The sequence below is a fragment of the Cognatilysobacter segetis genome (assembly GCF_004359965.1).
GTDB lineage: Bacteria > Pseudomonadota > Gammaproteobacteria > Xanthomonadales > Xanthomonadaceae > Cognatilysobacter > Cognatilysobacter segetis.
Window position 1 is genome coordinate 26,667 of the sequence record NZ_SMRQ01000013.1, and the last position, 19,721, is coordinate 46,387.

General features: G+C 72.9%; 23 protein-coding genes and 1 pseudogene. 7 read left to right on the forward strand and 17 right to left on the reverse strand.

What is annotated here, in order from left to right:
- Positions 1-154 precede the first annotated feature (154 nt).
- From E4F61_RS04430 to E4F61_RS04440, 3 genes are read left to right on the forward strand one after another with little or no spacing between them, the layout of a single operon-like run.
- On the forward strand, positions 155-859 hold the full coding sequence (locus E4F61_RS04430; RefSeq protein ID WP_133478461.1) for an SDR family oxidoreductase: 705 nt from the start codon (positions 155-157) through the stop codon (positions 857-859).
- 27 nt (positions 860-886) lie between these two features.
- Positions 887-1,366, forward strand: coding sequence for a tRNA (cytidine(34)-2'-O)-methyltransferase (locus tag E4F61_RS04435; protein WP_133478462.1), 480 nt, complete (start codon positions 887-889; stop codon positions 1,364-1,366).
- A 49-nt stretch (positions 1,367-1,415) separates the two neighbouring features.
- The gene (locus E4F61_RS04440; RefSeq protein ID WP_133478463.1) at positions 1,416-2,696 is read left to right on the forward strand and encodes an SDR family oxidoreductase; all 1,281 of its coding nucleotides are present in this window, start codon (positions 1,416-1,418) and stop codon (positions 2,694-2,696) included.
- 20 nt (positions 2,697-2,716) lie between these two features.
- Here E4F61_RS04440 and wrbA read toward each other — a convergent pair whose 3' ends face one another.
- Positions 2,717-3,316 carry an NAD(P)H:quinone oxidoreductase gene (gene wrbA / locus E4F61_RS04445; RefSeq protein ID WP_133478464.1) on the reverse strand — a complete coding sequence of 200 codons (600 nt, stop codon included), beginning with the start codon at positions 3,314-3,316 and terminating at the stop codon, positions 2,717-2,719.
- Positions 3,317-3,523: 207 nt separating this feature from the next.
- Here wrbA and E4F61_RS04450 point away from each other — a divergent pair, with 207 nt between their 5' ends.
- Entirely contained in the window at positions 3,524-4,090 is a 567-nt protein-coding gene (locus E4F61_RS04450; protein WP_133478465.1) for an outer membrane beta-barrel protein, read from the forward strand.
- A 156-nt stretch (positions 4,091-4,246) separates the two neighbouring features.
- On the opposite strand, the gene E4F61_RS04455 is transcribed toward E4F61_RS04450, so the two are convergent.
- From E4F61_RS04455 to E4F61_RS04475, 5 genes are all read right to left on the reverse strand, one after another.
- A complete protein-coding gene (locus E4F61_RS04455; RefSeq protein ID WP_133478466.1) occupies positions 4,247-5,290 on the reverse strand; it encodes an NAD(P)H-dependent glycerol-3-phosphate dehydrogenase in 1,044 nt (347 codons plus the stop codon).
- A 6-nt stretch (positions 5,291-5,296) separates the two neighbouring features.
- Complete coding sequence (gene secB / locus E4F61_RS04460; RefSeq protein WP_133478467.1) at positions 5,297-5,818, reverse strand: protein-export chaperone SecB; 522 nt, start codon at positions 5,816-5,818, stop codon at positions 5,297-5,299.
- 82 nt (positions 5,819-5,900) lie between these two features.
- Positions 5,901-6,296, reverse strand: a complete 396-nt coding sequence (locus tag E4F61_RS04465) for a rhodanese-like domain-containing protein (RefSeq protein ID WP_425480108.1) — start codon at positions 6,294-6,296, stop codon at positions 5,901-5,903.
- Between the two features lie 101 nt (positions 6,297-6,397).
- Positions 6,398-6,808 (reverse strand): hypothetical protein, encoded by a 411-nt coding sequence (locus tag E4F61_RS04470; protein WP_133478469.1) that lies wholly within the window; start codon positions 6,806-6,808, stop codon positions 6,398-6,400.
- 92 nt (positions 6,809-6,900) lie between these two features.
- Positions 6,901-7,365 carry a YiiD C-terminal domain-containing protein gene (locus E4F61_RS04475; protein WP_133478470.1) on the reverse strand — a complete coding sequence of 155 codons (465 nt, stop codon included), beginning with the start codon at positions 7,363-7,365 and terminating at the stop codon, positions 6,901-6,903.
- Between the two features lie 33 nt (positions 7,366-7,398).
- On the opposite strand from E4F61_RS04475, the gene E4F61_RS04480 reads away from it, so the two are divergent.
- Both E4F61_RS04480 and E4F61_RS04485 read left to right on the forward strand, forming a co-directional pair.
- On the forward strand, positions 7,399-8,157 hold the full coding sequence (locus E4F61_RS04480) for a uroporphyrinogen-III synthase (RefSeq protein WP_133478471.1): 759 nt from the start codon (positions 7,399-7,401) through the stop codon (positions 8,155-8,157).
- Between the two features lie 70 nt (positions 8,158-8,227).
- Positions 8,228-9,457 (forward strand): heme biosynthesis protein HemY, encoded by a 1,230-nt coding sequence (locus E4F61_RS04485; RefSeq protein WP_133478472.1) that lies wholly within the window; start codon positions 8,228-8,230, stop codon positions 9,455-9,457.
- Positions 9,458-9,523: 66 nt separating this feature from the next.
- On the opposite strand, the gene E4F61_RS04490 is transcribed toward E4F61_RS04485, so the two are convergent.
- Entirely contained in the window at positions 9,524-10,801 is a 1,278-nt protein-coding gene (locus tag E4F61_RS04490) for an acetyl-CoA C-acetyltransferase (protein ID WP_133478473.1), read from the reverse strand.
- Between the two features lie 91 nt (positions 10,802-10,892).
- Here E4F61_RS04490 and E4F61_RS04495 point away from each other — a divergent pair, with 91 nt between their 5' ends.
- Positions 10,893-11,792, forward strand: coding sequence for a hypothetical protein (locus E4F61_RS04495; protein ID WP_133478474.1), 900 nt, complete (start codon positions 10,893-10,895; stop codon positions 11,790-11,792).
- Between the two features lie 45 nt (positions 11,793-11,837).
- On the opposite strand, the gene E4F61_RS04500 is transcribed toward E4F61_RS04495, so the two are convergent.
- The 10 genes and pseudogenes from E4F61_RS04500 to E4F61_RS04545 all read right to left on the reverse strand — a co-directional run.
- A complete protein-coding gene (locus E4F61_RS04500; RefSeq protein ID WP_133478475.1) occupies positions 11,838-12,062 on the reverse strand; it encodes a DUF378 domain-containing protein in 225 nt (74 codons plus the stop codon).
- A 261-nt stretch (positions 12,063-12,323) separates the two neighbouring features.
- Positions 12,324-12,818, reverse strand: a pseudogene (locus E4F61_RS04505) (pyridoxamine 5'-phosphate oxidase family protein); the annotation flags it as partial.
- A 146-nt stretch (positions 12,819-12,964) separates the two neighbouring features.
- Positions 12,965-13,243: a hypothetical protein gene (locus E4F61_RS04510; RefSeq protein WP_133478476.1), complete on the reverse strand. Its 279-nt coding sequence runs from the start codon at positions 13,241-13,243 to the stop codon at positions 12,965-12,967.
- Positions 13,244-13,614: 371 nt separating this feature from the next.
- Positions 13,615-14,112 (reverse strand): GNAT family N-acetyltransferase, encoded by a 498-nt coding sequence (locus tag E4F61_RS04515; protein ID WP_133478477.1) that lies wholly within the window; start codon positions 14,110-14,112, stop codon positions 13,615-13,617.
- Between the two features lie 2 nt (positions 14,113-14,114).
- A complete protein-coding gene (locus E4F61_RS04520) occupies positions 14,115-14,711 on the reverse strand; it encodes a superoxide dismutase family protein (protein WP_202908942.1) in 597 nt (198 codons plus the stop codon).
- Between the two features lie 39 nt (positions 14,712-14,750).
- A complete protein-coding gene (gene ntrC / locus E4F61_RS04525) occupies positions 14,751-16,157 on the reverse strand; it encodes a nitrogen regulation protein NR(I) (protein ID WP_133478479.1) in 1,407 nt (468 codons plus the stop codon).
- Positions 16,150-17,181 carry a two-component system sensor histidine kinase NtrB gene (locus E4F61_RS04530; RefSeq protein ID WP_133478480.1) on the reverse strand — a complete coding sequence of 344 codons (1,032 nt, stop codon included), beginning with the start codon at positions 17,179-17,181 and terminating at the stop codon, positions 16,150-16,152. Before E4F61_RS04530 ends, ntrC begins: the two co-directional genes overlap by 8 nt.
- Positions 17,182-17,217: 36 nt before the next feature.
- The gene (locus E4F61_RS04535) at positions 17,218-17,625 is read right to left on the reverse strand and encodes a nuclear transport factor 2 family protein (protein ID WP_202908941.1); all 408 of its coding nucleotides are present in this window, start codon (positions 17,623-17,625) and stop codon (positions 17,218-17,220) included.
- A complete protein-coding gene (locus tag E4F61_RS14645) occupies positions 17,622-18,263 on the reverse strand; it encodes a sensor histidine kinase (RefSeq protein WP_162301404.1) in 642 nt (213 codons plus the stop codon). The genes E4F61_RS04535 and E4F61_RS14645 overlap by 4 nt, the downstream gene beginning before the upstream one ends.
- The coding region (locus E4F61_RS04545; protein WP_133478481.1) for an ATP-binding protein at positions 18,260-19,721 on the reverse strand (1,462 nt) is incomplete at its 5' end. The genes E4F61_RS14645 and E4F61_RS04545, both read right to left, overlap by 4 nt.

The following is a 19,721-nucleotide window of genomic DNA, read 5'->3' on the forward strand; positions in this document are numbered from 1 at the left end:
GGCTCCCCTGGGTAAGGGCCGGCTCCCTGCCGGCCAACGGCCGATCCTAGCCGAGCGCGGCCGGCGCGCCTCTAGGCCACAAGTCCCGCGCGCCTTCGCGCGGCGGCCCGGGGGCGGGGCCTAGACTGAAGGCTTCACGCAGCGGAGACCGCCCATGCCCCGTCGCAATGTCCTCGTCACCGGCGCCAACCGCGGCATCGGCCTGGAGTACGTCCGCCAGCTGCTGGCGCGCGGCGACCACGTGGTCGCGACCGCGCGCCACCCCGCGCAGGCCCACGACCTCAACCGCCTCGTGGCCGAACACCCCGGCCGGCTGCACGTCTTCCCGCTGGACGTGATGGACCCGAAGGCCGAAGTGGAGATCGCGCGCGAGCTGCCGCTGGTGCTGGGCGACGAACGCCTGCACCTGCTGGTCAACAACGCCGGCATCCTGCATTCGGGCGAGCGCTTCGGCCACGTGCCCGCCGCGAACCTTGAAGACAGCTTCCGCACCAATGCGATGGGGCCATTCCTGCTCGCGCAGGCCGTGGCGCCGCTGCTGGCCGACGGCGCGAAGATCGCCAACATGACCTCGCAGCTCGGCTCGATCGCCAACACCACGCGCTTCGGCACGCCGACCTACTGCATCAGCAAGGCCGCGCTGAACATGGTCACGCGGCTGCTCGCCGCGGCGCTGGCAGATCGCCGCATCGCCGTGGTCTCGCTGCATCCGGGCTGGGTGCAGACCGAGATGGGCGGCGCGCAGGCGCCGGTCGCGCCGGCCGATTCGGTCGCCGGCCTGCTGCGCGTGATCGACGGCCTCGACCTCGCGCGGTCCGGCAGCTTCTTCGACTGGCAGGGCAAGCCGCTGCCGTGGTGACACGCGCACTGCGGCGATAATCGCCGCATGTTCGACGTCGTCCTCTACCAGCCCGAGATCCCGCCCAACACCGGCAACGCCATCCGCCTGTGCGCCAACACCGGCGCGCGGCTGCACCTGGTCGAGCCGCTGGGCTTCGACATGGACGACAGGCAGCTCAAACGCGCCGGCCTGGACTACCACGAGTACGCGACCGTGAAGGTGCATGCGGATCTCGACGCCGCGCTGTCGCACCTGTGCGGCGTGCACGGCGATGCGCTGCGCGTGTTCGCCTTCAGCACGCGCGGCACGGCGCGTTTCGACACGCCGCGCTACCGCGAGGGCGATGCGTTCCTGTTCGGGCCGGAGACGCGCGGGCTGCCGGCGGACGTGCTCGATGCGCTTCCCGAGGCGCAGCGGCTGCGCCTGCCGATGCGGCCGGGCGTACGCTCGCTCAACCTGTCGAACGCGGTCGCGGTGACGGTGTTCGAGGCCTGGCGCCAGCAGGGCTACGCCGGCGGCGCCTGAGCGCATCCGCGCCCGACGGCGCGACGTAACCACCGGCAGGAGGCGGGCCATGCGGATTCTGGTGACGGGGGCGACGGGCTTCATCGGCGGCGCGGTGGTCGACGCGCTGCTCGCGCGCGGCCACGTGCCGGTGCCGGCCGTGCGTGACGTGGCCGCGGCGAAGCGTCGATGGCCGGGGCTCGAGCCGGTCGCGGTGGATTTCGCGCGCGATACCGATGCGGCCGCGTGGCGATCGCGGTTGGCTGGCGTCGATGCGGTCGTGAACGCCGTCGGCATCCTGCGCGAAAGCCGCGCGCAGCCGTTCGACGCGCTGCACGACGCGACACCGCGCGCGCTGTTCGATGCCTGCGTCGAGGCCGGCGTGCCGCGCGTCGTGCAGGTCTCGGCACTGGGCGCCGACGAGGCCGCGGCGAGCCGCTACCACCTGTCCAAGCGCGCGGCGGACCGGCACCTGCTCGCGTTGCCGCTGCGGGCCACCGTCGTGCAGCCGTCGGTGGTGTTCGCGCCGCAGGGCGCGAGCGCGGGCATGTTCCTGATGCTCGCGACGTTGCCGGTGGCCGCGCTGCCGGGCGGCGGCGTGCAGCGCGTCGCACCGGTGCATCTGGACGACGTCATCGGCGCGATCGTGCAGGCGCTCGAGTCGGCGTCGCCACCGCGGCTGATCGAGGCGGTCGGCCCCGAGTGCATGACGCTTCGCGCGTACCTGGACACGCTGCGCCGATCGCTCGGCCTCGGGCCGCTGCGCGTGATCCCGGTGCCGATGCCGCTGGTGCGGTTGTCGGCGCGCGCGATGCAGCACGTGCCGGGCTCGCTGGTCGAACCCGAGACCATCGCGATGCTCGAACGCGGCAACTGCGCGCCCGCCGATGGCCTCACCCGCGTGCTCGGCCGGACGCCGCGCGCCGCGCGCGACTTCGTGCCGCCGCCGCTGCGCGCGATGGCGCGTCGCGATGCGCAGCTGCGCTGGGCGCTGCCGCTGCTGCGTGCGTCCCTCGCGCTGGTGTTCGTCGTCACCGCGCTGGTGTCCTTCGGGCTGTATCCGGTGTCGGACAGCCGCGTCCTGCTCGCCGCGGTCGGGCTGTACGGCCGGGCGGCGGACGCCGCGTTGTACACGGGTGCGACGCTCGACCTCGCGCTGGGCCTCGCGATGCTGCTGCCGCGCGTGCGCCGCGCCGCGTATGCCGCGGCGATCGTGCTGATCGTCGGCTACACCGCGATCATCAGCATCGCGCTCGCACCGCTGTGGCTGCATCCGTTCGGGCCGGTGCTGAAGAACCTGCCGATCCTCGCGGCGCTGCTCGCGCTGCACGCGCTCGACCGGCGCGACTGAGCGTCGCGCCGGCCTCGGCCTCAGCCGAAGATCTTCGCCGCCAGCTGCGCGATCTCGCGGCCCTGGAAGCGCGCGCCGTCGAGTTCGTTCTGCGACGGCTGCCGCGAGCCGTCGCCGCCGGCGATGGTGGTGGCGCCGTAGGGCGATCCGCCGGTGATCTCGTCCAGCGTAGTCTGGCCCGCAAAGCTGTAGGGCAGGCCCACGCAGACCATGCCGAAGTGCAGCAGGTTGGTCAGCATCGAGAACAGCGTCGTCTCCTGCCCGCCGTGCTGCGTGGCGGTGGAGGTGAACGCGCCGCCGACCTTGCCGTTGAGCGCGTCGCGCGCCCACAGTCCGCCGCACTGGTCGAGGAAATTGGCCATCTGCGAGGCCATGCGGCCGAAGCGCGTGCCGCAGCCGACGATGATCGCGTCGTACTGTGGCAACTCGTCCACCTGGGCGATCGGCGCCGGCTGGTCGAGCTTGTAGTGCGACTTGCCCGCGACTTCCTCGGGTACCAGCTCAGGCACGCGCCGGATGTCGACCTGGGCGCCGGCCTCGCGCGCGCCGTCGCCGACGGCTTCGGCCATGCGCTCGATGTGGCCGTAGGACGAGTAGTACAGGACGAGGACACGGGCCATGACGATCTCCGGATGGGAACCGACGATCCAATCCCTTCGCGCGTGAGCCGACCGTGCAGCCGGGCGAAGATGCACATCGAGGACGAAAGTTCCTAAACCCAACGGTTCAGGATTAAGGAACCGTTCGGCCCGGTTCCGGATACTTCGCCCTCCGGCCGCCGAGCGGCCGGCGCAGATACCGAACATTCCAATAACTAGAGGCACGTCATGAAGCGCACCCTGCTCGCCCTCACCCTGCTCGCCGCCCTGCCGTTCGCCGCCTCCGCGGCCGAGGGCGTGTCGTACAACTACGTCGAAGGCGGCTACACGCGCGTCGACGCCGGCCACACCGGCACCAACAACGATGCCGACGGCTGGGCGCTCAACGGTTCGGGCGCGATCGCGCCGAACTTCCACGTGTTCGGCGGCTACTCGAAGGTCGACATCACCGACACGGACCTGAGCCTCGACCAGTGGCGCCTGGGCGTGGGCTACAACCGCGAGCTGACCCCGAAGGTCGACCTGGTCACCCGCGTGGCCTACGAGAAGTTCGACGCCGGCCAGGGCGTGGACGGCAACGGCTACAGCGTCGAGGCCGGCGTGCGCGGCGCGATGACCCCGATGCTCGAGGGCTACGCGCTGGCGGGCTACGAGGACTACCAGGACTTCGACGGCGACTTCTACGGCAAGGTCGGCGCGCAGGTGAAGTTCAACCCGACCTGGGGCATCAACGGCGAAGTGAAGTTCGCCGACGGCGACACGCAGGTGTTCGTCGGCCCGCGCATCTCGTTCTGATCACGATCGATCTCCCTCCCCTGGGATCGTGAGTGCGGGGCCCGGCTTCGGTCGGGCCCTGTTTTTTGCGGCACGTGACCGATACGGAAAAGCCCGGCCTGAGCCGGGCTTTTTTTCGTGGCATCGCCGCGTCGGGACGGCGGCATGCATCCGCCGCTACTCGAACAGGCCCGTCGGGTACTCGGGCTTCTGCTCGCGCGCGAGGAGCTGGCGCAGGCCGTCCGCCGGGGTGAGCTGGCCGTGCAGCACCGATCGCACCGCGCTCGAGATCGGCAGCTCGATTCCGGCGCGCTCGGCCTGGCGCATGACCTCGTCGGCGGTCTGCACCGACTCGACCACCTGCCCGATCTCGCGCACCGCGGCTTCGATGCTCTGCCCGCGCCCGAGCGCGAGGCCCAGCCGCCGGTTGCGGGACAGGTCGCCGGTGCAGGTCAGCACCAGGTCGCCGAGGCCGGCCAGCCCCATCAGCGTCTCGGCCTTGCCGCCGAGCGCCTGGTTGAGGCGCAGCATCTCGTTGAGCCCGCGCGTGATCAGCCCCGCGCGCGCGTTGAGCCCGAGCTGCATGCCGTCCGCGACGCCGGTGGCCACCGCGAGCACGTTCTTCATCGCGCCGCCCAGCTCCGCGCCGAGCATGTCGTCGCCGGTGTAGGCGCGGAAGGCAGGGCCGTGCAACGCCTCGGCGACCGCCTGCGCGAACGCGGCGTCCTCCGAATGCACGGTCAGCGCGGTCGGCAGGCCCTGCGCGACCTCCTTGGCGAACGACGGGCCGGTGACCACCGCGAGCGGCACCGCCGGGCCCAGCACCTCGGCCGCGACCTCGTGCAGGAAGCGCCCGCTGCCGGGCTCGAAGCCCTTCGTCGCCCAGGCCACGCCCGCCGACGCCGGGCGCAACGGCGCGAGCGCCCGCAGCGTTTCGGCGAAGGCATGCGAGGGCACCACCACGAGCACCAGGTCGGCGCCGGCCATCGCGGTCGCGAGGTCGGTGGTCGCGCGCAGCCCTTCGGGCAGCGCGACGCCGGGCAGGTAGCGCGGGTTCTCGTGCGTCGAGTCGATCGCCGCGGCCACCGCGGCATCGCGGCCCCAGAGCACCGCGTCGTCGCCGTTGCGGACGATCAGTGCGGCGAGCGCGGTGCCCCACGAGCCCGCGCCGAGGACCGCGACGCGCCGGGGCGCGCGCGGGATTTCAACCGTCTCCGCCATCGCGGATCAGGCGTTGCCGGCCGCCTCGGACGACTCCAGGCCCGGCTGGCCCTGTGTCATGCGCTGGCGCAGGCCTTCGGCATACAGCGCCTCGAAGCTCAGCGGCTGCAGCAGGAACGGCGGGAAGCCGCCGGCCTGGATCAGGTCGGAGATCAGCTGGCGCGCGTACGGGTACAGCACGTTCGGGCAGTGCGTGCCGAGCATGGCGTCGAGCGTCTGCGCGTCGAAGCCGGCCAGGCCGAACACGCCGGCCTGCTTCACTTCGGCCAGGTAGAGCGGCTTGTCGTCGGCGGTGCAGGTCAGGGTGACGCCGAGCACGACCTCGAAGGCCGCGTCGTTGAGGCGCGTGACCTGCTGGCTGAGGTTCATCTGCAGCTGCGGCTGCGTCTGCTCGTTGAACACGGCCGGCGCGTTCGGGACCTCGAAGGAGACGTCCTTGACGTAGATCTTCTCGACGGTGAAGGACGGACCGGTCGCGGACTCGTCGGTGGCGCCGAACGCGGCGTCGTTCTGGATCTCTTCGGTCATGGGGGCGCTCCGGCGCGTGTGTCGATGCGAAAGGGGCGGAATTATGGCACGCCGGCCCGGCGCGGTCGGCCGGGCCGCGGGCTCAGCCGCGACCCTTCACCAGCGGCAACCCGGCCTGCTGCCAGGCGGCGATGCCGCCGTCGAGCCAGTGCACGCGGGTGAAGCCGGCCTTCTTCAGCTTGGCGGCGGCGTCGGCCGAGGCCTGCCCGCTGCGGCAGACGACCACCACCGGGCGCTCCTTCGCCACGGCGAGCAGCTTGTGCTCCGGGCCGAGCGCGCTGGCCTGCACGTTGCGGCTGCCGGCGATGTGGCCCTTCTCGAAGTCGCCGCTGGCCGACAGGTCGACGACCACCGCGTCCTCGCGGTTCACCAGCGCGGTCAGCTGCGCGGGCGAGAGCGCGGTGTACGGGCGGAACAGCCGCGCGATCTCGGTGTAGATCAGCGCGAGGGTCAGGCCGGCGAACGCGAGGGCGAGCATCGCGTGGCGGCCCGCGAAATCGATCACTTCCTGGAAGGTCACGGACGACGGCCGATGGAACGGGGCGCGGATTGTCGCACGCGGCGAATCGACGGCGCGGCTCAGTCCTTGGGCCAGAGGTCCGGCAGGCCGCTGGTGATCCACCAGGTCCGCGCCCGGGCGTCCCAGCGCCAGGTCTCGCGGTAGCGCACGGTGCGCTCGGCGAGCGTGTTGCGGTTGATCACGCCGATCTCGACGTCGCGCACGGCCTGGCCGGCCTTGAAGTCCACGCTCTCGCCGCGGTCGCGGTAGGACGAGATCTGCACCTGCTGGTAGCGCGCCGCCTCGATCGACGTCGGCGCCTGCTTGGCGCGCAGCGCGGGGTCGAGCAGGTTCACCGCGCCCTCGAAGTCGCCCCAGCGGATCGCCGCGGCCCAGGTGTCCTGCGCGACGGGCAGCGCACGCTGCGGGGCGCCGGCGAAGGCGACGGACGTGGACAGCAGCAGCAACAGGCTGAGCAGCAGGCGGCGCATGGCGATCTCCCCTAGGTGGGCCGATCGTAGGGCCAGCCGGGGCCGCGATCGAGCGGACGGCGTCCCGATCCGCGCGGCGGCGGGCCGGCCGTTCAGCCGGCCGGCCGGAGGATCGCGGCGAAGCGGGCGTCGAACGTGGTCGCCGGGCGGCCGTCGGGCAGGTCGATGCGCGCGGCCATCTCGATGCGCCCGCGGCCCTTGGCGCGGATCGCCGCGACGAACTCGTCCCAGCGCGCGTCCGGCGCCGGCGCGGCTTGCGCGTGCAGGTCGTCGTACAGCGGCGCGAGATAACGGATGCGGCTGTCGGCGACGTAGATGTCGCAGTCGAGACCCGCGGCATCGAGCTCGAGCCAGACGCGGCCCCAGCAGGCCAGCGTCATCAGCGAGGCGAGCGAGCCGCCGAACGCGCAGCCCTTGTCGTTGACGTTGGCGGCGAGTGGCGCGGACAGCCGCAGACGTTCGCCGTCGAACGATTCGATGGCCAGCTGCAGCGCGCGCACCGGCGGCATGCTCGGGTAGTGCGCATCGAGGTGCGCGAGTGCGTCGTCGTGCGTCATGGATGCACCGGCCGGTATGCGAAGCTGCGCGCCATGCACGACCTCCTGTCGAACGGCCCGCGATGGTACGTGATCTCGCTGCGGCCGCGCGGCCAGCACCAGCGGCTGCGCGACGTCGCGCGGCGTGCCGGTCACGGCGTCATCGCACTGTCGCCGCTTCGAATCGTGCACCGCGACGACGCCGACACGCGCGACGCGCTGCGCGATGCGCTCGATGCGGACATCGTGGTGTTCACCAGCCCGAATGCGGTGGCCGCGGCGAACGCATCGATGCCGCTCGCCCCGCGCGGCACCACGGTGGCGATCGGCGACGGCACCGCGCGTGCGCTCAAGCGCGCGGGCGTCGACGGCGTCCTGCGCCCCGCGCGCATGGACAGCGAGGGCGCGCTCGCGCTGCCGGTGTTCGATTCGATCGACGGAAAGCGCATCGGCCTCGTCACCGCACCCGGCGGTCGCGATCGCCTCGCGCCGGCGCTGCAGTCGCGCGGGGCGCGCGTGCTGCGGGCCGACGTGTACGCACGCGAGCCCTGCGGGCTGCCGCGCGCCGGCCTGCGGGCGCTGCGCGGCGGCGCCGGCCGGCTCGCGATCGCGCTCTCCAGCGGCGAGGCGCTCGACCTCGCCGTGTCGCAACTCGAGCCCGCCGATCTCGCGCGACTGCGCGGCGCGCGGGTGCTCGCCGCGAGCGAGCGCCTGGCCGATCACGCGCGCCGGCTCGGCTTCTCCGACGTCGTGCGGGCCGACGGGCCGCGGCCGGCGCAACTTGTCGCGGCGCTGAACCGCCCGGTGGGCTGAAGCGGCTTTTCACGGCGTCTCACGGTCGGCTGCGGACACTCGGTCCATCGCCGCTTGCCGCGAGGCTCCCATGTCCCTGATCCGCAGTCTGCTGCTCTGGACCGTCGTGGTGCTGGCCGTCGCGCTGGCCGCGCAGGTGCTGCTGCCCGAACCCGGCCTCGTGCTGGTGCGTTACGGCGGCACCGACACCACCACCACCATCCCGCGCGCGATCGCGGCGGGCCTCGCGATCTTCGCCGGCCTGTGGTTGCTCACGCGCCTCGTCACCGCGCCCGCGCATGCACTGCGGCGACGCCGCGACCGCGCCGAACGCGCGCGGCTGGCCTCGGCGCTGGAGGACATGCACATCGGGCGCTTCGACCGCGCCGAGCGCGTCCTGGCCGCGACCGACGATCCCGACACGCTGGCGATCGCGCGCATCCACGCCGCGCGTGCGGCGGCCGCGCGCGGCGAGCCCGCGGTGGCGCAGCAGCATCTGGATGGGCTGGCCGGCACGCACCCGACGCTGCGCGCGATCGGGCTGGCCGAGCTCGCGCTGGCCCACGGCCGCGCGGGCGACGCACTGGCCGCGCTCGATGCGCCGAACGCGCAGCCGCTGCCGCCGCGCGGTCTCGCGCTGCGTGCGCAGGCGCTGGCCGAGGCCGGTCGCCACGACGAGGCCTACGGGATGCTCGGCGCGCTGCGCAAGGCCGACGCGGTCCCCGCGTCGGAACTGCCGCGCCTGGAATCGCGCTGGGCGCGCGGCGCGCTGCTCAACGCGGCCGACGGCAATGCGCTGGCCGCGCAGTGGGACGCACTGCCCGCGGCGCTGCGCCATGAGCCCGCGATCGTCGCCGCCTACGCGGAACGCGCCGCCGACCTGCACTGGGACGACGCGGCCGCGAAGGCGATCGAGCAGTCGCTCGACACGCAGTGGGACGATTCGCTCGCCGGGCTCTACGGCCGGCTTTCGATCGGTCGCCTCGACGAGCGTGCCTCGCGCGTCGAGCGCTGGCTGACGCTGCATCCGCGCAGCCCCGGCCTGCTCGCCAGCCGCGCGCGCCTGCAGTACGCGCACGGCGACTGGATGGGTGCGGAAGCCTCGCTGCACGAGGCAATCGATCGCGGCGCGGGCGCCGAGGCCTGGGAGCTGCTCGGCCAGGGCTATGCCGCGCAGGGCGACGAGGCACGCGCGCGCATCGCCTATGCCAATGCGCTGCGCAGCGAGCGCGGCGACGGCCTCGTGGAACTGCCGTCCGGTGCGCGCTTCGCCCCCCGCGGCCCCGCACCGGACCCGCGCGCGCCGACCCGCCTGCAGTAATTCGCGTAGAGGGAGGGCGCCCGCGCCGTCTTCGGACGGCGCGGGCGTTCGTTCAAGCGCGCCCGCTCAGCGCTCGAGGATCGCCACCACGCCCATGCCGCCGGCGGTGCAGATCGAGATCAGGCAACGGCCACCGCCGCGCAGCGCGAGTTCCTTCGCCGCGGTGGCGACGATGCGCGCGCCGGTCGCCGCGAACGGATGGCCGGTCGCGAGCGAGCTGCCATTCGGATTCATCTTCGCCGGATCGATCGACCCCATCGCCTGCTGCAGGCCGAGCCGCTCGCGGCAGTAGGCCTCGCTCTCCCACGCGCGCAACGTGCACAGCACCTGCGCGGCGAAGGCCTCGTGGATCTCGTAGAAGTCGAAGTCCTGCAGCGCGAGGTTGTTGCGCGCGAGCATCTCGGCCACCGCCACCGTCGGCGCCATGAGCAGGCCTTCGCCGGCGACGAAATCCACCGCCGCGACCTGCGCGTCGCGGATCCAGCACAGCGGCTCGATGCCGCTGGCCTGCGCCCAGTCGTTCGACGCGAGCAGGCAGGCCGCCGCGCCATCGGTCAGCGGCGTCGAATTGCCGGCGGTGAGCGTGCCGCGCCCGCTGCTGCGGTCGAAGGCGGGCTTGAGCGTGGCGAGCTTCGCGATCGAGGTGTCGGGCCGCAGGATGTTGTCCCGCGACACGCCGCGGAACGGCACCACGAGATCGTCGAAGAAGCCGCGTTCGTAGGCGGCCGCGAGCTTGTGGTGCGAGGCGACGGCGAGCGCGTCCTGCGCCTCGCGCGGAATGCCCCATTCCTTCGCCATGTCCTCGCAGTGCTGGCCCATCGACTTGCCCGTGCGCGGCTCGGCGACGCCCGGGAAGTCGGGCTTGAGTTCGGCCGGCGAGAAGCCGGCGAACGCGCGCAGCTTGTCGCCGGTGGTCTTCGCCGCATTGGCCTTGAGCAGGCGCCGGCGCAGCTTGCTGCCGTAGACGATCGGCACGTCGGAGGTGGTGTCCGAGCCGCCGCCGATGCCGGCGTCGATCTGCCCCAGCGCGATCTTGTTGGCGATGTGCACCACGGTATCGAGCGACGTACCGCAGGCGCGCTGCAGCGTGATGCCCGGCGTGCGCGGCGACAGGCCCGACGACAGCGCGGCCTCGCGCCCGAGGTTCCAGTCCGACGAGTGCTTGATCACCGCGCCCATCGCGACTTCGCCGAGCTGCCGGCCCTGCAGGCCGTACTTCTCGACCAGCGCGCCCAGCGTGCGCACCGACAGGCCGAGGTTGCCGACATCGCTGTAGGCGGTGTTCTGGCGGCAGAACGGGATGCGGACGCCACCGAGCACGGCGACGGGACGGAACTGGCGCATGGACGACCTCGCAAAGGTTCGACGACACGGCCCGCGCAGGCGCCGTGGGTATGATGCGGCGAGTGTAGCGCCACCAAACGCCAGCGTACTGATGACCGAATCCCATGACACCGCCGCCGCGATCCACGTGCTGGGCGCGCTCGCGCTCGAACTCGCCGGCGATGCGCCCGCGCGCGACGATCGCCTGACGCAGGCGCAGGCCGGCGAACTCGCGACGCTGATCGCGAGCGATCTCGCCACCTTCGCGCCGGGCGCGGCGGACCTCGAGCTGGTGACGGTGGGGGCGCATTACGACCCGGTCGAACTGCTGCGTTCGGGGTGGCCGCTGCATCGCGAGCTCGACGCGCTGGCCGCACGCGCGCCGGGCGCGGGCCGCGCGCGGGTGATCGCGTTCGGCGCGCACGACGGACAGCTGCCGGGCGACCTCACGCCCTCGCCGGATTTCGCGGGCGGCCCGTTGCGGCTCGTCCCGTTCGTGCTCGGCGGCGATCCGTCGAAGGTCGCGCCGGTCGGCGAGCTGTTCGAGCACGAACTCCTTGAGCGTGGCATGGCCGGCGCGGCGACCGCGCTCGCCGCGCAATCGATGTTCGGCCTGAAGGTCGAGCACGCGCGCTACCTCACGGTGCACGACCTCGCCGCGATGACCTCGCTGCAGTACGAGCACGCGGGCCTCGCGCCGCTGTGGCCGCTGATCGAAACCGCGCTGCTGGCGCCCGACGCCGAAGCCTGGCTCGACGCGCCGCCCGAGCCGCTGATCCGCTACGTCGACGGTGAAGCGCGCATCGCGCTGTTCTCCACGCAGGCCTGGCAGCAGCGCTATGCGCCGGAGACGGACTGCGCCTCGGAAGCCAGCCGCGAACGCGCGTATCGCCAGCATGCGCATTTCGAGGCGCGCCAGCGCCAGCTCGCCGCCGTGCTGCAGGCGCACGGCGTGATGGTGAACTTCGTGCACTGCGAGCGCGACGCCGACTGCCTCGCCGCACTCGCCTGAAGCGCGGCCGCGACGGCCACGTCGCGGCCGCGTGCGATCAAGCGATCAGCGCATCGCCTGCGCGCGCGTTTCGCCCACCTGCGCGCCGCGGAACAGCGGCACCAGCTGCCACAGCGCCGACAGGCCGACCAGCACGTAGACGACGCGCGACAGCGCCGAGCCTTCGCCGAATAGCGCGGCCACGAGGTTGAAGTCGAACGCGCCAACCAGGCCCCAGTTGAGGCCGCCGACGATGACGAGGACCAGCGTGATCAGGTTCAGTGCTTTCATGGCGTTCGCTCCGGTTGGATGGGTGGAACGGCCCGGCGCACACGACTGGAATGCGACGCGCGCCCTGCGGACGCGGCCGGGCCATCCCCAGTCGCTACGGCGGGGGACGCCGTCCGGATGCAGCCTTCAGTGCACGGTGGATGCGCGACCGGCGCCGCGCTTGCGCGTGAGCACCGCGGCCGCGGCCTTCTTCACGGTCGCCTTCGAACGCCCGCCGCCGGATTTGTCGGACGGTGGCCTGAGCGTCTTCTTGGCGCCCGGCTTCATGTCCAGGATGCGGTTCTCGCCCATCAGCTCTTCCTTCTTCGTGACGCGCGCGGCGACGAAGGCGAGCAGCTTGCCGATGCCGGTGCGCGGCCCGCTCCAGTACTCCGCGCTGCGCACCTCGACCTCGAGCAGCACCAGGTTCGGATCGTCCACGCCCTTCGGGAAGAACGCCTTGAGCGCATCGTTCCAGAGCGCCTCGATCTTCGCGCGGTCGCGGTTGACGCGCGCTTCGCCGGCGACCGATACGTACGTATTCGCGTCCTTCGACGCGTAGGCGACGTTGACCTTCTTGCGCCGGCGGATCTCGCCGATCTTGGGGCTGTCGGCTTCGGTGAAGAACCAGATGCGCTCGCCGTCGAAATCGGCGGCCTGCGTCGACAGCGGACGGCTGACCAGCCAGCCGTCGGGCCCGACGGTGGTGAGCATCGCGATGTCGATGCCTTCGATCAGTTGGGCGAGTTGTTCGGCACTGGTGGGGCGTCGGGCCACGGCGGCACTCCTGCGGGGACGCGCCACCGTGCGGGGCGCGACGGCAAGGGCCGGTGAGGAGGCGATGACACCGCGCAGGCGTGGCGGCGTCGTGCGCCGCAACGCGAACGGCCGCCCTCGGGCGGCCGTCGTCGATCACGCGCGGCTCAGAGCAGGCCGAGCGCGAGCTTGGTGACGAGCATCACCACGCCGGCGCCGATGGCGACGAGCGCGAGCAGGCCGGGGCTGCGCACCGGGCTGATACCCGCGGCCTGCGCGAGGCCGCCGATGAACACCGGCATCAGCGCGTCGGTGGCCTGCCACATGTCCTTGCCGCTGGACTTGAACGCGAGCGCCAGGCCGGCCGTCAGCGCGAGGCTGAAAAGCAGGGCGGTCATCCCGTCCTTGAGCGTGATCTTGCGCAGCGTGGCGCCCATGACTTGCATGACACGAAACTCCTGATCGAATCGGTCCGCGCGCCTGCCGGCACGTCGGAAGGGGGTTGGATGCGACCGTTTCGTCGCGGCCCGAAACGTCTATCGGCCGCGCATGTCGCCGGTAGAGGTTACGGGCGTCACACCGCTTTCACATGAACGGGTGTTGAGGCGCGGGCGAGCTGTGACGGCCTCCACAGCCCCGCCGTGCAAGCGGCCGCGCACTGCGCGAAAGCGGCGGTGCGGGCCGCACGGGAAGCCGTATTCAGCCAGCGCAGCCGCGGCGCGCAGGGCTCTTCGGCGTCGCGATCCAGGGGCGGAATGAGCGCGCGCCGCAGCGGCAGGCGCGCGTGGAACGAGCCGTGTCCGGGACGACGCGGGTGTCAGCCCGCGTCGCGCACCGGGGCCTCGAAGATGCGATAGCCCGCGTCGCGCATGCCCAGCGAGGCGTAGGTGGCGATCGCATCGGCGTTGTCGCGCTCGACGTACAGGCGCAGGCCGAGCACGTCGTCCTGCGCGGTGGCGAGCGCGTGCACATGCGCGTACAGCGCGCGGAACACGCCGCCGCGGCGATGCGCCGGCGCGACGTAGACGCTCTGGATCCACCACCAGTGGCCGCAGCGCCAGTCGCTCCATTCGCGCGTGACCATCAGCATGCCGACCGGCTCGGCGATGACCTCGTCCCCGGCCAGCGGCACCTCACGCGCGGCGACGAAATAGCGCGCCTTGGCCGCATCCCCGATCGCGCGCGTGACGCCCGCGAGCACCGTGTCGGCATCGAGTTCGAGGTGCTCGGTCTCGCGTGCCATCGTGCGCGCCCAGCGCGCGAGCAGCGGCGCGTCGGCGGGATGCGCGTCGCGCACGCGCAACGGCATCGTCATCGTCACTGCCCCGCGCGCACGACGCCGCAGGCGATGCGCGCACCGGAGTTGCCGGCGGGCTGCGAGGCGTAGTCGTCGCCCTGCGCGTGCACGACGAGCGCGCGACCCAGGATGTTGCTCGACGCCGCGCCGCCGAGCGTCAGGCCCATGACGTGCAGGTTCACGTGCGCGACGCCATCGCCGCCGGCGGTGATGTTGGGCAGGTCGCCGGCATGGTGCGCGGGTGAATCCGGGCCGCCGTGCGCGCGTCCCGTCGGATTGAAATGCGGGCCCGCGCTGGCGGCGTCGGCCGCGCTGCAGTCGCCCTTCTCATGCACGTGCAGGCCGTGCGTGCTGTTGGGTGCGAGGCCGCCGACATCGCCGGTGATGTGCACGCCACCGCCCATCGCCATCGCCGACAGGCGACCGCTGACCAGCGAGCCCGAGGCGGGCGCGAGCGCGATCGTCGCCGCGCCGACGGCGGGCATCGCGACGCCGGGCGACACGGTGGACGCGGCCGGCATGTCGGCACGCGGCGCGGGGGCCGCGCAGCCGGCGAGCAGCACGGCGGTGGACGTCAGGGCGATCAGGGTCTTCATGGCGGGGCTCCTGCGTGGAATCGGACAGTCTGGAACGGAGGCATTCGGGGGCGGTGAAGCTCAGCCGTCGTCGCGCGTGGCCCGGCCCGGGCCGAGCTTGCGCGTGACGGTATTGCGGCCGAGGCCGAGCAGCGTGGCGGCCTCGCCACGGCGACCGTGCGTGCGCGCGAGCGCGACGTCGAGCAGCACGCGATCGAGCCGATCGCGCGCCGCATCATGTAGGTGCGCGTCGCCGCGATCGAGCGCGTCGCGCGCCCAGTCGGCGAGCGCGGCTTCCCAGTCGGCGGGCGCGGACGGCGCTGGCGTGCCGAGCGCGGCGTCGACATCGGCGCGCGTCACGCGTTCGGCGGGCGCCAGCGCGGCGAGGCGCCAGCACACGTTCTCGAGTTCGCGCACGTTGCCGGGCCAGTCGTGCGCACGCAGCCGCGCCAGCGCATCGCGATCGAGGTGCTTGGCGCGCGCGTCCAGCCGCTGCCCGGCCTGCCCGAGGAAGTGCGCGGCGAGCATCGGGATGTCGTCGCGCCGTTCGCGCAGCGGCGGCAGGCGCAGGCGCACGACGTCGAGGCGATGCAGGAGGTCGGCGCGGAACTGCCCGCTCGCGACGCGCGCCTCGAGGTCCTGGTGCGTGGCCGCGATCACGCGCACGTCGACGCGGATCAGTTCGCGGCCGCCGACGCGGAAGAACTCGCCCTGCGCCAGCACGCGCAGCAATCGCGTCTGCAGCGCGGCCGGCATGTCGCCGATCTCGTCGAGGAACAGCGTGCCGCCGTGCGCCTGCTCGAAGCGACCGATGCTTCGCCGCGTCGCACCGGTGAACGCGCCGGCCTCGTGCCCGAACAGTTCCGATTCGAGCAGCTCGGCGGGAATCGCCGCGGTGTTGAGCGCGACGAACGGCCTGTCCGCGCGCGGCGACTCGCGATGCAGCGCGCGCGCCACGAGTTCCTTGCCGGTCCCCGTCTCGCCGGTGACCAGCACCGACAGCGGCGCCTGCGCGAGGCGGCCGATCGCGCGGAACAGCTCGCGCATGGCGGGCGACGCGCCCAGGAGCGCTTCGTTGGACGCGGGCAGCTCGTCGGGCTGCGCGGCCGCTGGCACGGACGGCCCGAGCACGCGCGCGGCGAGCGCGACCGCGTCGTCGAGATCGAACGGCTTGGAGAGGAAGTCGTGCGCGCCCGCGCGGAACGCGCCGGCCGTGCTGGCCACGTCGGTGTACGCGCTCATCACCACGACCGGCAGCTCGGGGCGGCGCTGCTTCAGGCGCTCGAGCAGCACGAGGCCGTCGTCACCGGGCATGCGCACGTCGGTGAACAGCAGGTCGGGCGATGCGGCGGCGGCATCGAACGCGGCGAGCGCGGCGGCGGCGCCGTCGAAGGCCTCCACCCGCCAGCCGGCGTCGCGCAGCGCGGTAGAGAGCACGAAGCGGATCGCGGCTTCGTCGTCGACGATCCAGATCAGCGGCTCAGGCATCGACGGGCTCCGCGAGCGGCAACAGCAACGTGAACACGGTATGCCCGGGGCGTGAGCGGTAGCTCAGCGCGCCGCGGTGCTCGCGCGCGACCTGCTGCGCCAGCGCGAGGCCCAGCCCGGTGCCTTCGGCACGCCCGCTCACCAGCGGCAGGAACAGGCGTTCGGCGAGATCCGCCGGCACGCCGCGGCCGTCGTCGGCGATCTCCAGCCGCAGCGCGAGCGGATGCACGGCGTCACCGATGCGGGCCGCATGCTCGGCGCGCGTGCGCAGCGTGACCTGCGAGGCGCCCGCCTCGATCGCGTTGCGCACGAGGTTCCATGCCGCCTGGGTGAGGCGGTCGGCGTCGCCCTCCACCTCGGGCAGGCTGGGGTCGTAATCTCGCACCAGCCGCACCGCCCAGCCGGCGTCCGACTCGGCCAGCCGCAGCACGCGCTCGAGCACGCCGTGCACATTCAGCGGCGCATGCGGCGCGGCGGGCGCGGGACTGAGCAGGCGGTCGAGCAGCGCGGTCAGGCGCGCGGTTTCCTCGTCGATCAGCGCGGTGAGCGCGTGGCCGTCGGCATCCTGCGGATCGAGCCGGCGGCCGAGCAGCTGCGCAGCGCCCTTGATGCCGGCCAGCGGATTGCGCAGCTCGTGGGCGAGCCCGCGCAGCGCGGCGCTCAGCGCCGATGGCAGGCGCGAGGGATCGTCGTCGGGGAATTCGTCGACCGGATGCGCTTCGAGCAGCCAGCCCTCGTCGGTGCGCGTAAGCCAGGCATCGGCGAAGCGGTCCGCGCCGTCGGCGAAACGCAGGCCGAGGCGACGCAGGCGCAGCGGCGCGTCGCCGGGCTCGGCGGCGCGGTCGAGCGCGGCGTCCAACCCGCCGTCGGGCGCCAGCGCACGCAGCGGCAGGCCCAGCAGGCGGCGCTGGCCGACACCCAGCCAGCGCGCGAACGCGAGGTTGCAACCGGCGATCCGGGCGTCGACGGTGGCCCACGCGAGCGGCGTCGCGAGCGGGTCGAGGTCGGGGCCGGCGGGGGTCATTGCACCATGGTAGTGCAGACCTCCCGCCGCGCCGGTCTACGGCGCGTAGAGCCAGACGTTGGCGATGCGACCGTCGACGACCTCGTAGACGGCGAGCGCCTCGGTCGCCGTGGGCCTGAGCCCGGTCACGCGCTCGTGGTCGGCCACCTTGCCGCCGACGACGGTACGCGCGACGAGTTCGGCATGCAGCGCCGGCACGTTGAAGCGCGCATCGCGATAGAACGCGCAGATCGCCTCGGCGCCGTCCAGCGCCGGCGCGGTCGCCGGCATGCGCCAGACCTTCGCGTCCTCGCGGTAGGTCGCCATGAAGGCGTCGAGATCGTGGCGGGTGTAGGCGTCGAGCTGGCGCTGCACGACGGCCTCGGGCGAGGTAGTGTCGCGCGGCGCCGTCATGGCGCAGCCCGAGGCGAGCGACGCGACGAGCAGCGCGATCGCATGCCTCATGCGGCCAGCGGCAGCGCCAGCCGGAACGCGAGGCCCGGGGCGAGTGCGTGCGCGTCGAGCATGCCGCCGTGGGCGCGCGCGATCGCGCCGGCGACGACGAGCCGCAGGCCGAGGCCGAGGTCAAAGGGTTCGGGCAGCGGATCGACCAGCAGCGCGGCGGCGTTGTCGGGCGATTCGCCGCCGTCGCTGACCTCGATCAGCACCTGCGCGCCGTCGCGCCAGGCATGCAGCCCGGGCGCCGCCGTGCCGGCGCGCGACTGCGCGAACGCGAGCAGGCTGCCGAGCGCCTGGACGAGCCGCGCCTCGTCGCCTTCCACGTGCGCGCCGTCGAGCTCGGGGGCGAGCTGCGGTTCGGTCGCGCAGCCCGGCACGCCACCGACCGCCAGGTCGAGCAGCATCTGCACTTCGACCGGTCGCAGCCGATGCACGAGGCGGCCTTCCTGCGCGCGCACCCAGTCGCCGAGCTCCTCGATCATGCCGGCCATGCGACGGGACTGGCGCTCGATGGTCTCGGCCAGCTCGACCCGGCGTTCCTCCGGCAACTCGGGCCGGCGCAGCAGGTAGGCCGCGGTCTGCAGCGGCGACAGCGGTCCCTTCAGGTCGTGCACCAGCCGCTCGAACAGGGGACGTTCGCTCACGCCACCCCCGTGCCGCACGGCAGCGCGCCGAGGATGCGGCAGATCGCCTCGATTTCCGGCGGCTTCACCAGGTGGTGGTCGAAGCCCGCTTCCGCGGTGCGGCGGCGGTCCTCGGGCTGGCCCCAGCCGGTCACCGCGACCAGCGTCAGCGTCGGGCCCAGCGGCGAGGCGCGCAGCTGGCGCGCGACGTCGTACCCGCTGATGCCCGGCATGCCGATGTCGAGGAACACGACGTCCGGCGCGAAGCCGAGCACCGCCGCCTCGGCGGCGTGCGGGTCGTAGATGCGCTGCGCCTCGTGGCCGAGCATCTCCAGCATCATCGCCAGCGTATCGGCCGAATCGCAGTTGTCGTCGATCACCAGCACGCGACGCGGCGACGCGGCCGGCACTGGCGCGGGCAACGGCTCGGGCACCGCGGGCGTCGTGCGCATCGGCAGCCGCACCGTGAAGCGGCTGCCTTGGCCCAGGCCGGGGCTGGCCGCGGCCACGTTGCCGCCGTGCATCTCGACCAGCCGTCGCACCAGCGTCAGGCCGATGCCGAGGCCGCCGCGCGCGCGCTCGATCGAGGTGTCCACCTGCGCGAACGGCTCGAAGATGCCGTCGATCTGGTCGGGCGCCAGGCCAATGCCGCCGTCGTCGACGTGCACCAGCACGTGGTCGCCGTCGCGCTCGGTGCTCACGCGCACCGGCTGCGACGCATCCGAGTACTTCGCGGCGTTGCTGATCAGGTTCGCGAACACCTGCGACAGGCGCTCGGGGTCGGCGTCCAGCGGCACCTCGACCGGCGGCACGTGCATTTCGAGCGAATGCCCGGTGGCGCGCAGCATCGGCGAGATGCTCTCGACCGCGGATCGCAGCACCGCTTCGAGCGTGGTGGTCGCCGGGCGCAGCACCAGCTTGTCCTGGCTGATGCGCGCGACGTCGAGCAGGTCGTCGATCAGCCGCACCAGCAGCGCGAGCTGCCGGTCCATCGCCTCCTGCAGACCGGGCCCCGCGCCGCCGCCGAGCTTCATGACGTTGACCGCGTTGGCCAGCGAGGCGAGCGGATTGCGCAGCTCGTGGGCGAGCGTGGCGAGGAACTGGTCCTTGCGACGATCGTGCTCGAGCAGGTGCGCCTGCACGCGTTCGCGCTCGGCGATCTGCGCCTGCAGCTCGATGTTGCGTTGCGCGAGTGCGATGTTGGCGGCGCGCAGCGAGTCGTTGAGCACCTCGAGTTCGCGCGCCTTCTCGACGCGCAGGTCCTCGTTGGCGCGTGCGAGCCGCTCGTTCGCGCTCTGCAGCTCGCGCCGCTTGCGGTACAGCTCGACCAGCACGCTGACCTTGCTGCGCATGATCTCCGGGATCACCGGCACCATGACGTAGTCGACCGCGCCCAGCTTGTAGCCGCGCAGGCGGTCCATGTCGGACACGTTGACCGCGGTGACGAAGATGATCGGCGTCTTCTCGAAACGCGGGTGC

Excerpts from the sequence above, each read along its gene's own strand:
- E4F61_RS04430 (WP_133478461.1), top strand. The coding sequence starts at position 155 with ATGCCCCGTCGCAATGTCCTCGTCACCGGCGCCAACCGCGGCATCGGC.
- E4F61_RS04435 (WP_133478462.1), top strand. The coding sequence starts at position 887 with ATGTTCGACGTCGTCCTCTACCAGCCCGAGATCCCGCCCAACACCGGC.
- E4F61_RS04440 (WP_133478463.1), top strand. The coding sequence starts at position 1,416 with ATGCGGATTCTGGTGACGGGGGCGACGGGCTTCATCGGCGGCGCGGTG.
- wrbA (WP_133478464.1), bottom strand. The coding sequence starts at position 3,316 with ATGGCCCGTGTCCTCGTCCTGTACTACTCGTCCTACGGCCACATCGAG.
- E4F61_RS04450 (WP_133478465.1), top strand. The coding sequence starts at position 3,524 with ATGAAGCGCACCCTGCTCGCCCTCACCCTGCTCGCCGCCCTGCCGTTC.
- E4F61_RS04455 (WP_133478466.1), bottom strand. The coding sequence starts at position 5,290 with ATGGCGGAGACGGTTGAAATCCCGCGCGCGCCCCGGCGCGTCGCGGTC.
- secB (WP_133478467.1), bottom strand. The coding sequence starts at position 5,818 with ATGACCGAAGAGATCCAGAACGACGCCGCGTTCGGCGCCACCGACGAG.
- E4F61_RS04465 (WP_425480108.1), bottom strand. The coding sequence starts at position 6,296 with ATGCTCGCCCTCGCGTTCGCCGGCCTGACCCTCGCGCTGATCTACACC.
- E4F61_RS04470 (WP_133478469.1), bottom strand. The coding sequence starts at position 6,808 with ATGCGCCGCCTGCTGCTCAGCCTGTTGCTGCTGCTGTCCACGTCCGTC.
- E4F61_RS04475 (WP_133478470.1), bottom strand. The coding sequence starts at position 7,365 with ATGACGCACGACGACGCACTCGCGCACCTCGATGCGCACTACCCGAGC.
- E4F61_RS04480 (WP_133478471.1), top strand. The coding sequence starts at position 7,399 with ATGCACGACCTCCTGTCGAACGGCCCGCGATGGTACGTGATCTCGCTG.
- E4F61_RS04485 (WP_133478472.1), top strand. The coding sequence starts at position 8,228 with ATGTCCCTGATCCGCAGTCTGCTGCTCTGGACCGTCGTGGTGCTGGCC.
- E4F61_RS04490 (WP_133478473.1), bottom strand. The coding sequence starts at position 10,801 with ATGCGCCAGTTCCGTCCCGTCGCCGTGCTCGGTGGCGTCCGCATCCCG.
- E4F61_RS04495 (WP_133478474.1), top strand. The coding sequence starts at position 10,893 with ATGACCGAATCCCATGACACCGCCGCCGCGATCCACGTGCTGGGCGCG.
- E4F61_RS04500 (WP_133478475.1), bottom strand. The coding sequence starts at position 12,062 with ATGAAAGCACTGAACCTGATCACGCTGGTCCTCGTCATCGTCGGCGGC.
- E4F61_RS04510 (WP_133478476.1), bottom strand. The coding sequence starts at position 13,243 with ATGCAAGTCATGGGCGCCACGCTGCGCAAGATCACGCTCAAGGACGGG.
- E4F61_RS04515 (WP_133478477.1), bottom strand. The coding sequence starts at position 14,112 with ATGACGATGCCGTTGCGCGTGCGCGACGCGCATCCCGCCGACGCGCCG.
- ntrC (WP_133478479.1), bottom strand. The coding sequence starts at position 16,157 with ATGCCTGAGCCGCTGATCTGGATCGTCGACGACGAAGCCGCGATCCGC.
- E4F61_RS04530 (WP_133478480.1), bottom strand. The coding sequence starts at position 17,181 with ATGACCCCCGCCGGCCCCGACCTCGACCCGCTCGCGACGCCGCTCGCG.
- E4F61_RS04535 (WP_202908941.1), bottom strand. The coding sequence starts at position 17,625 with ATGAGGCATGCGATCGCGCTGCTCGTCGCGTCGCTCGCCTCGGGCTGC.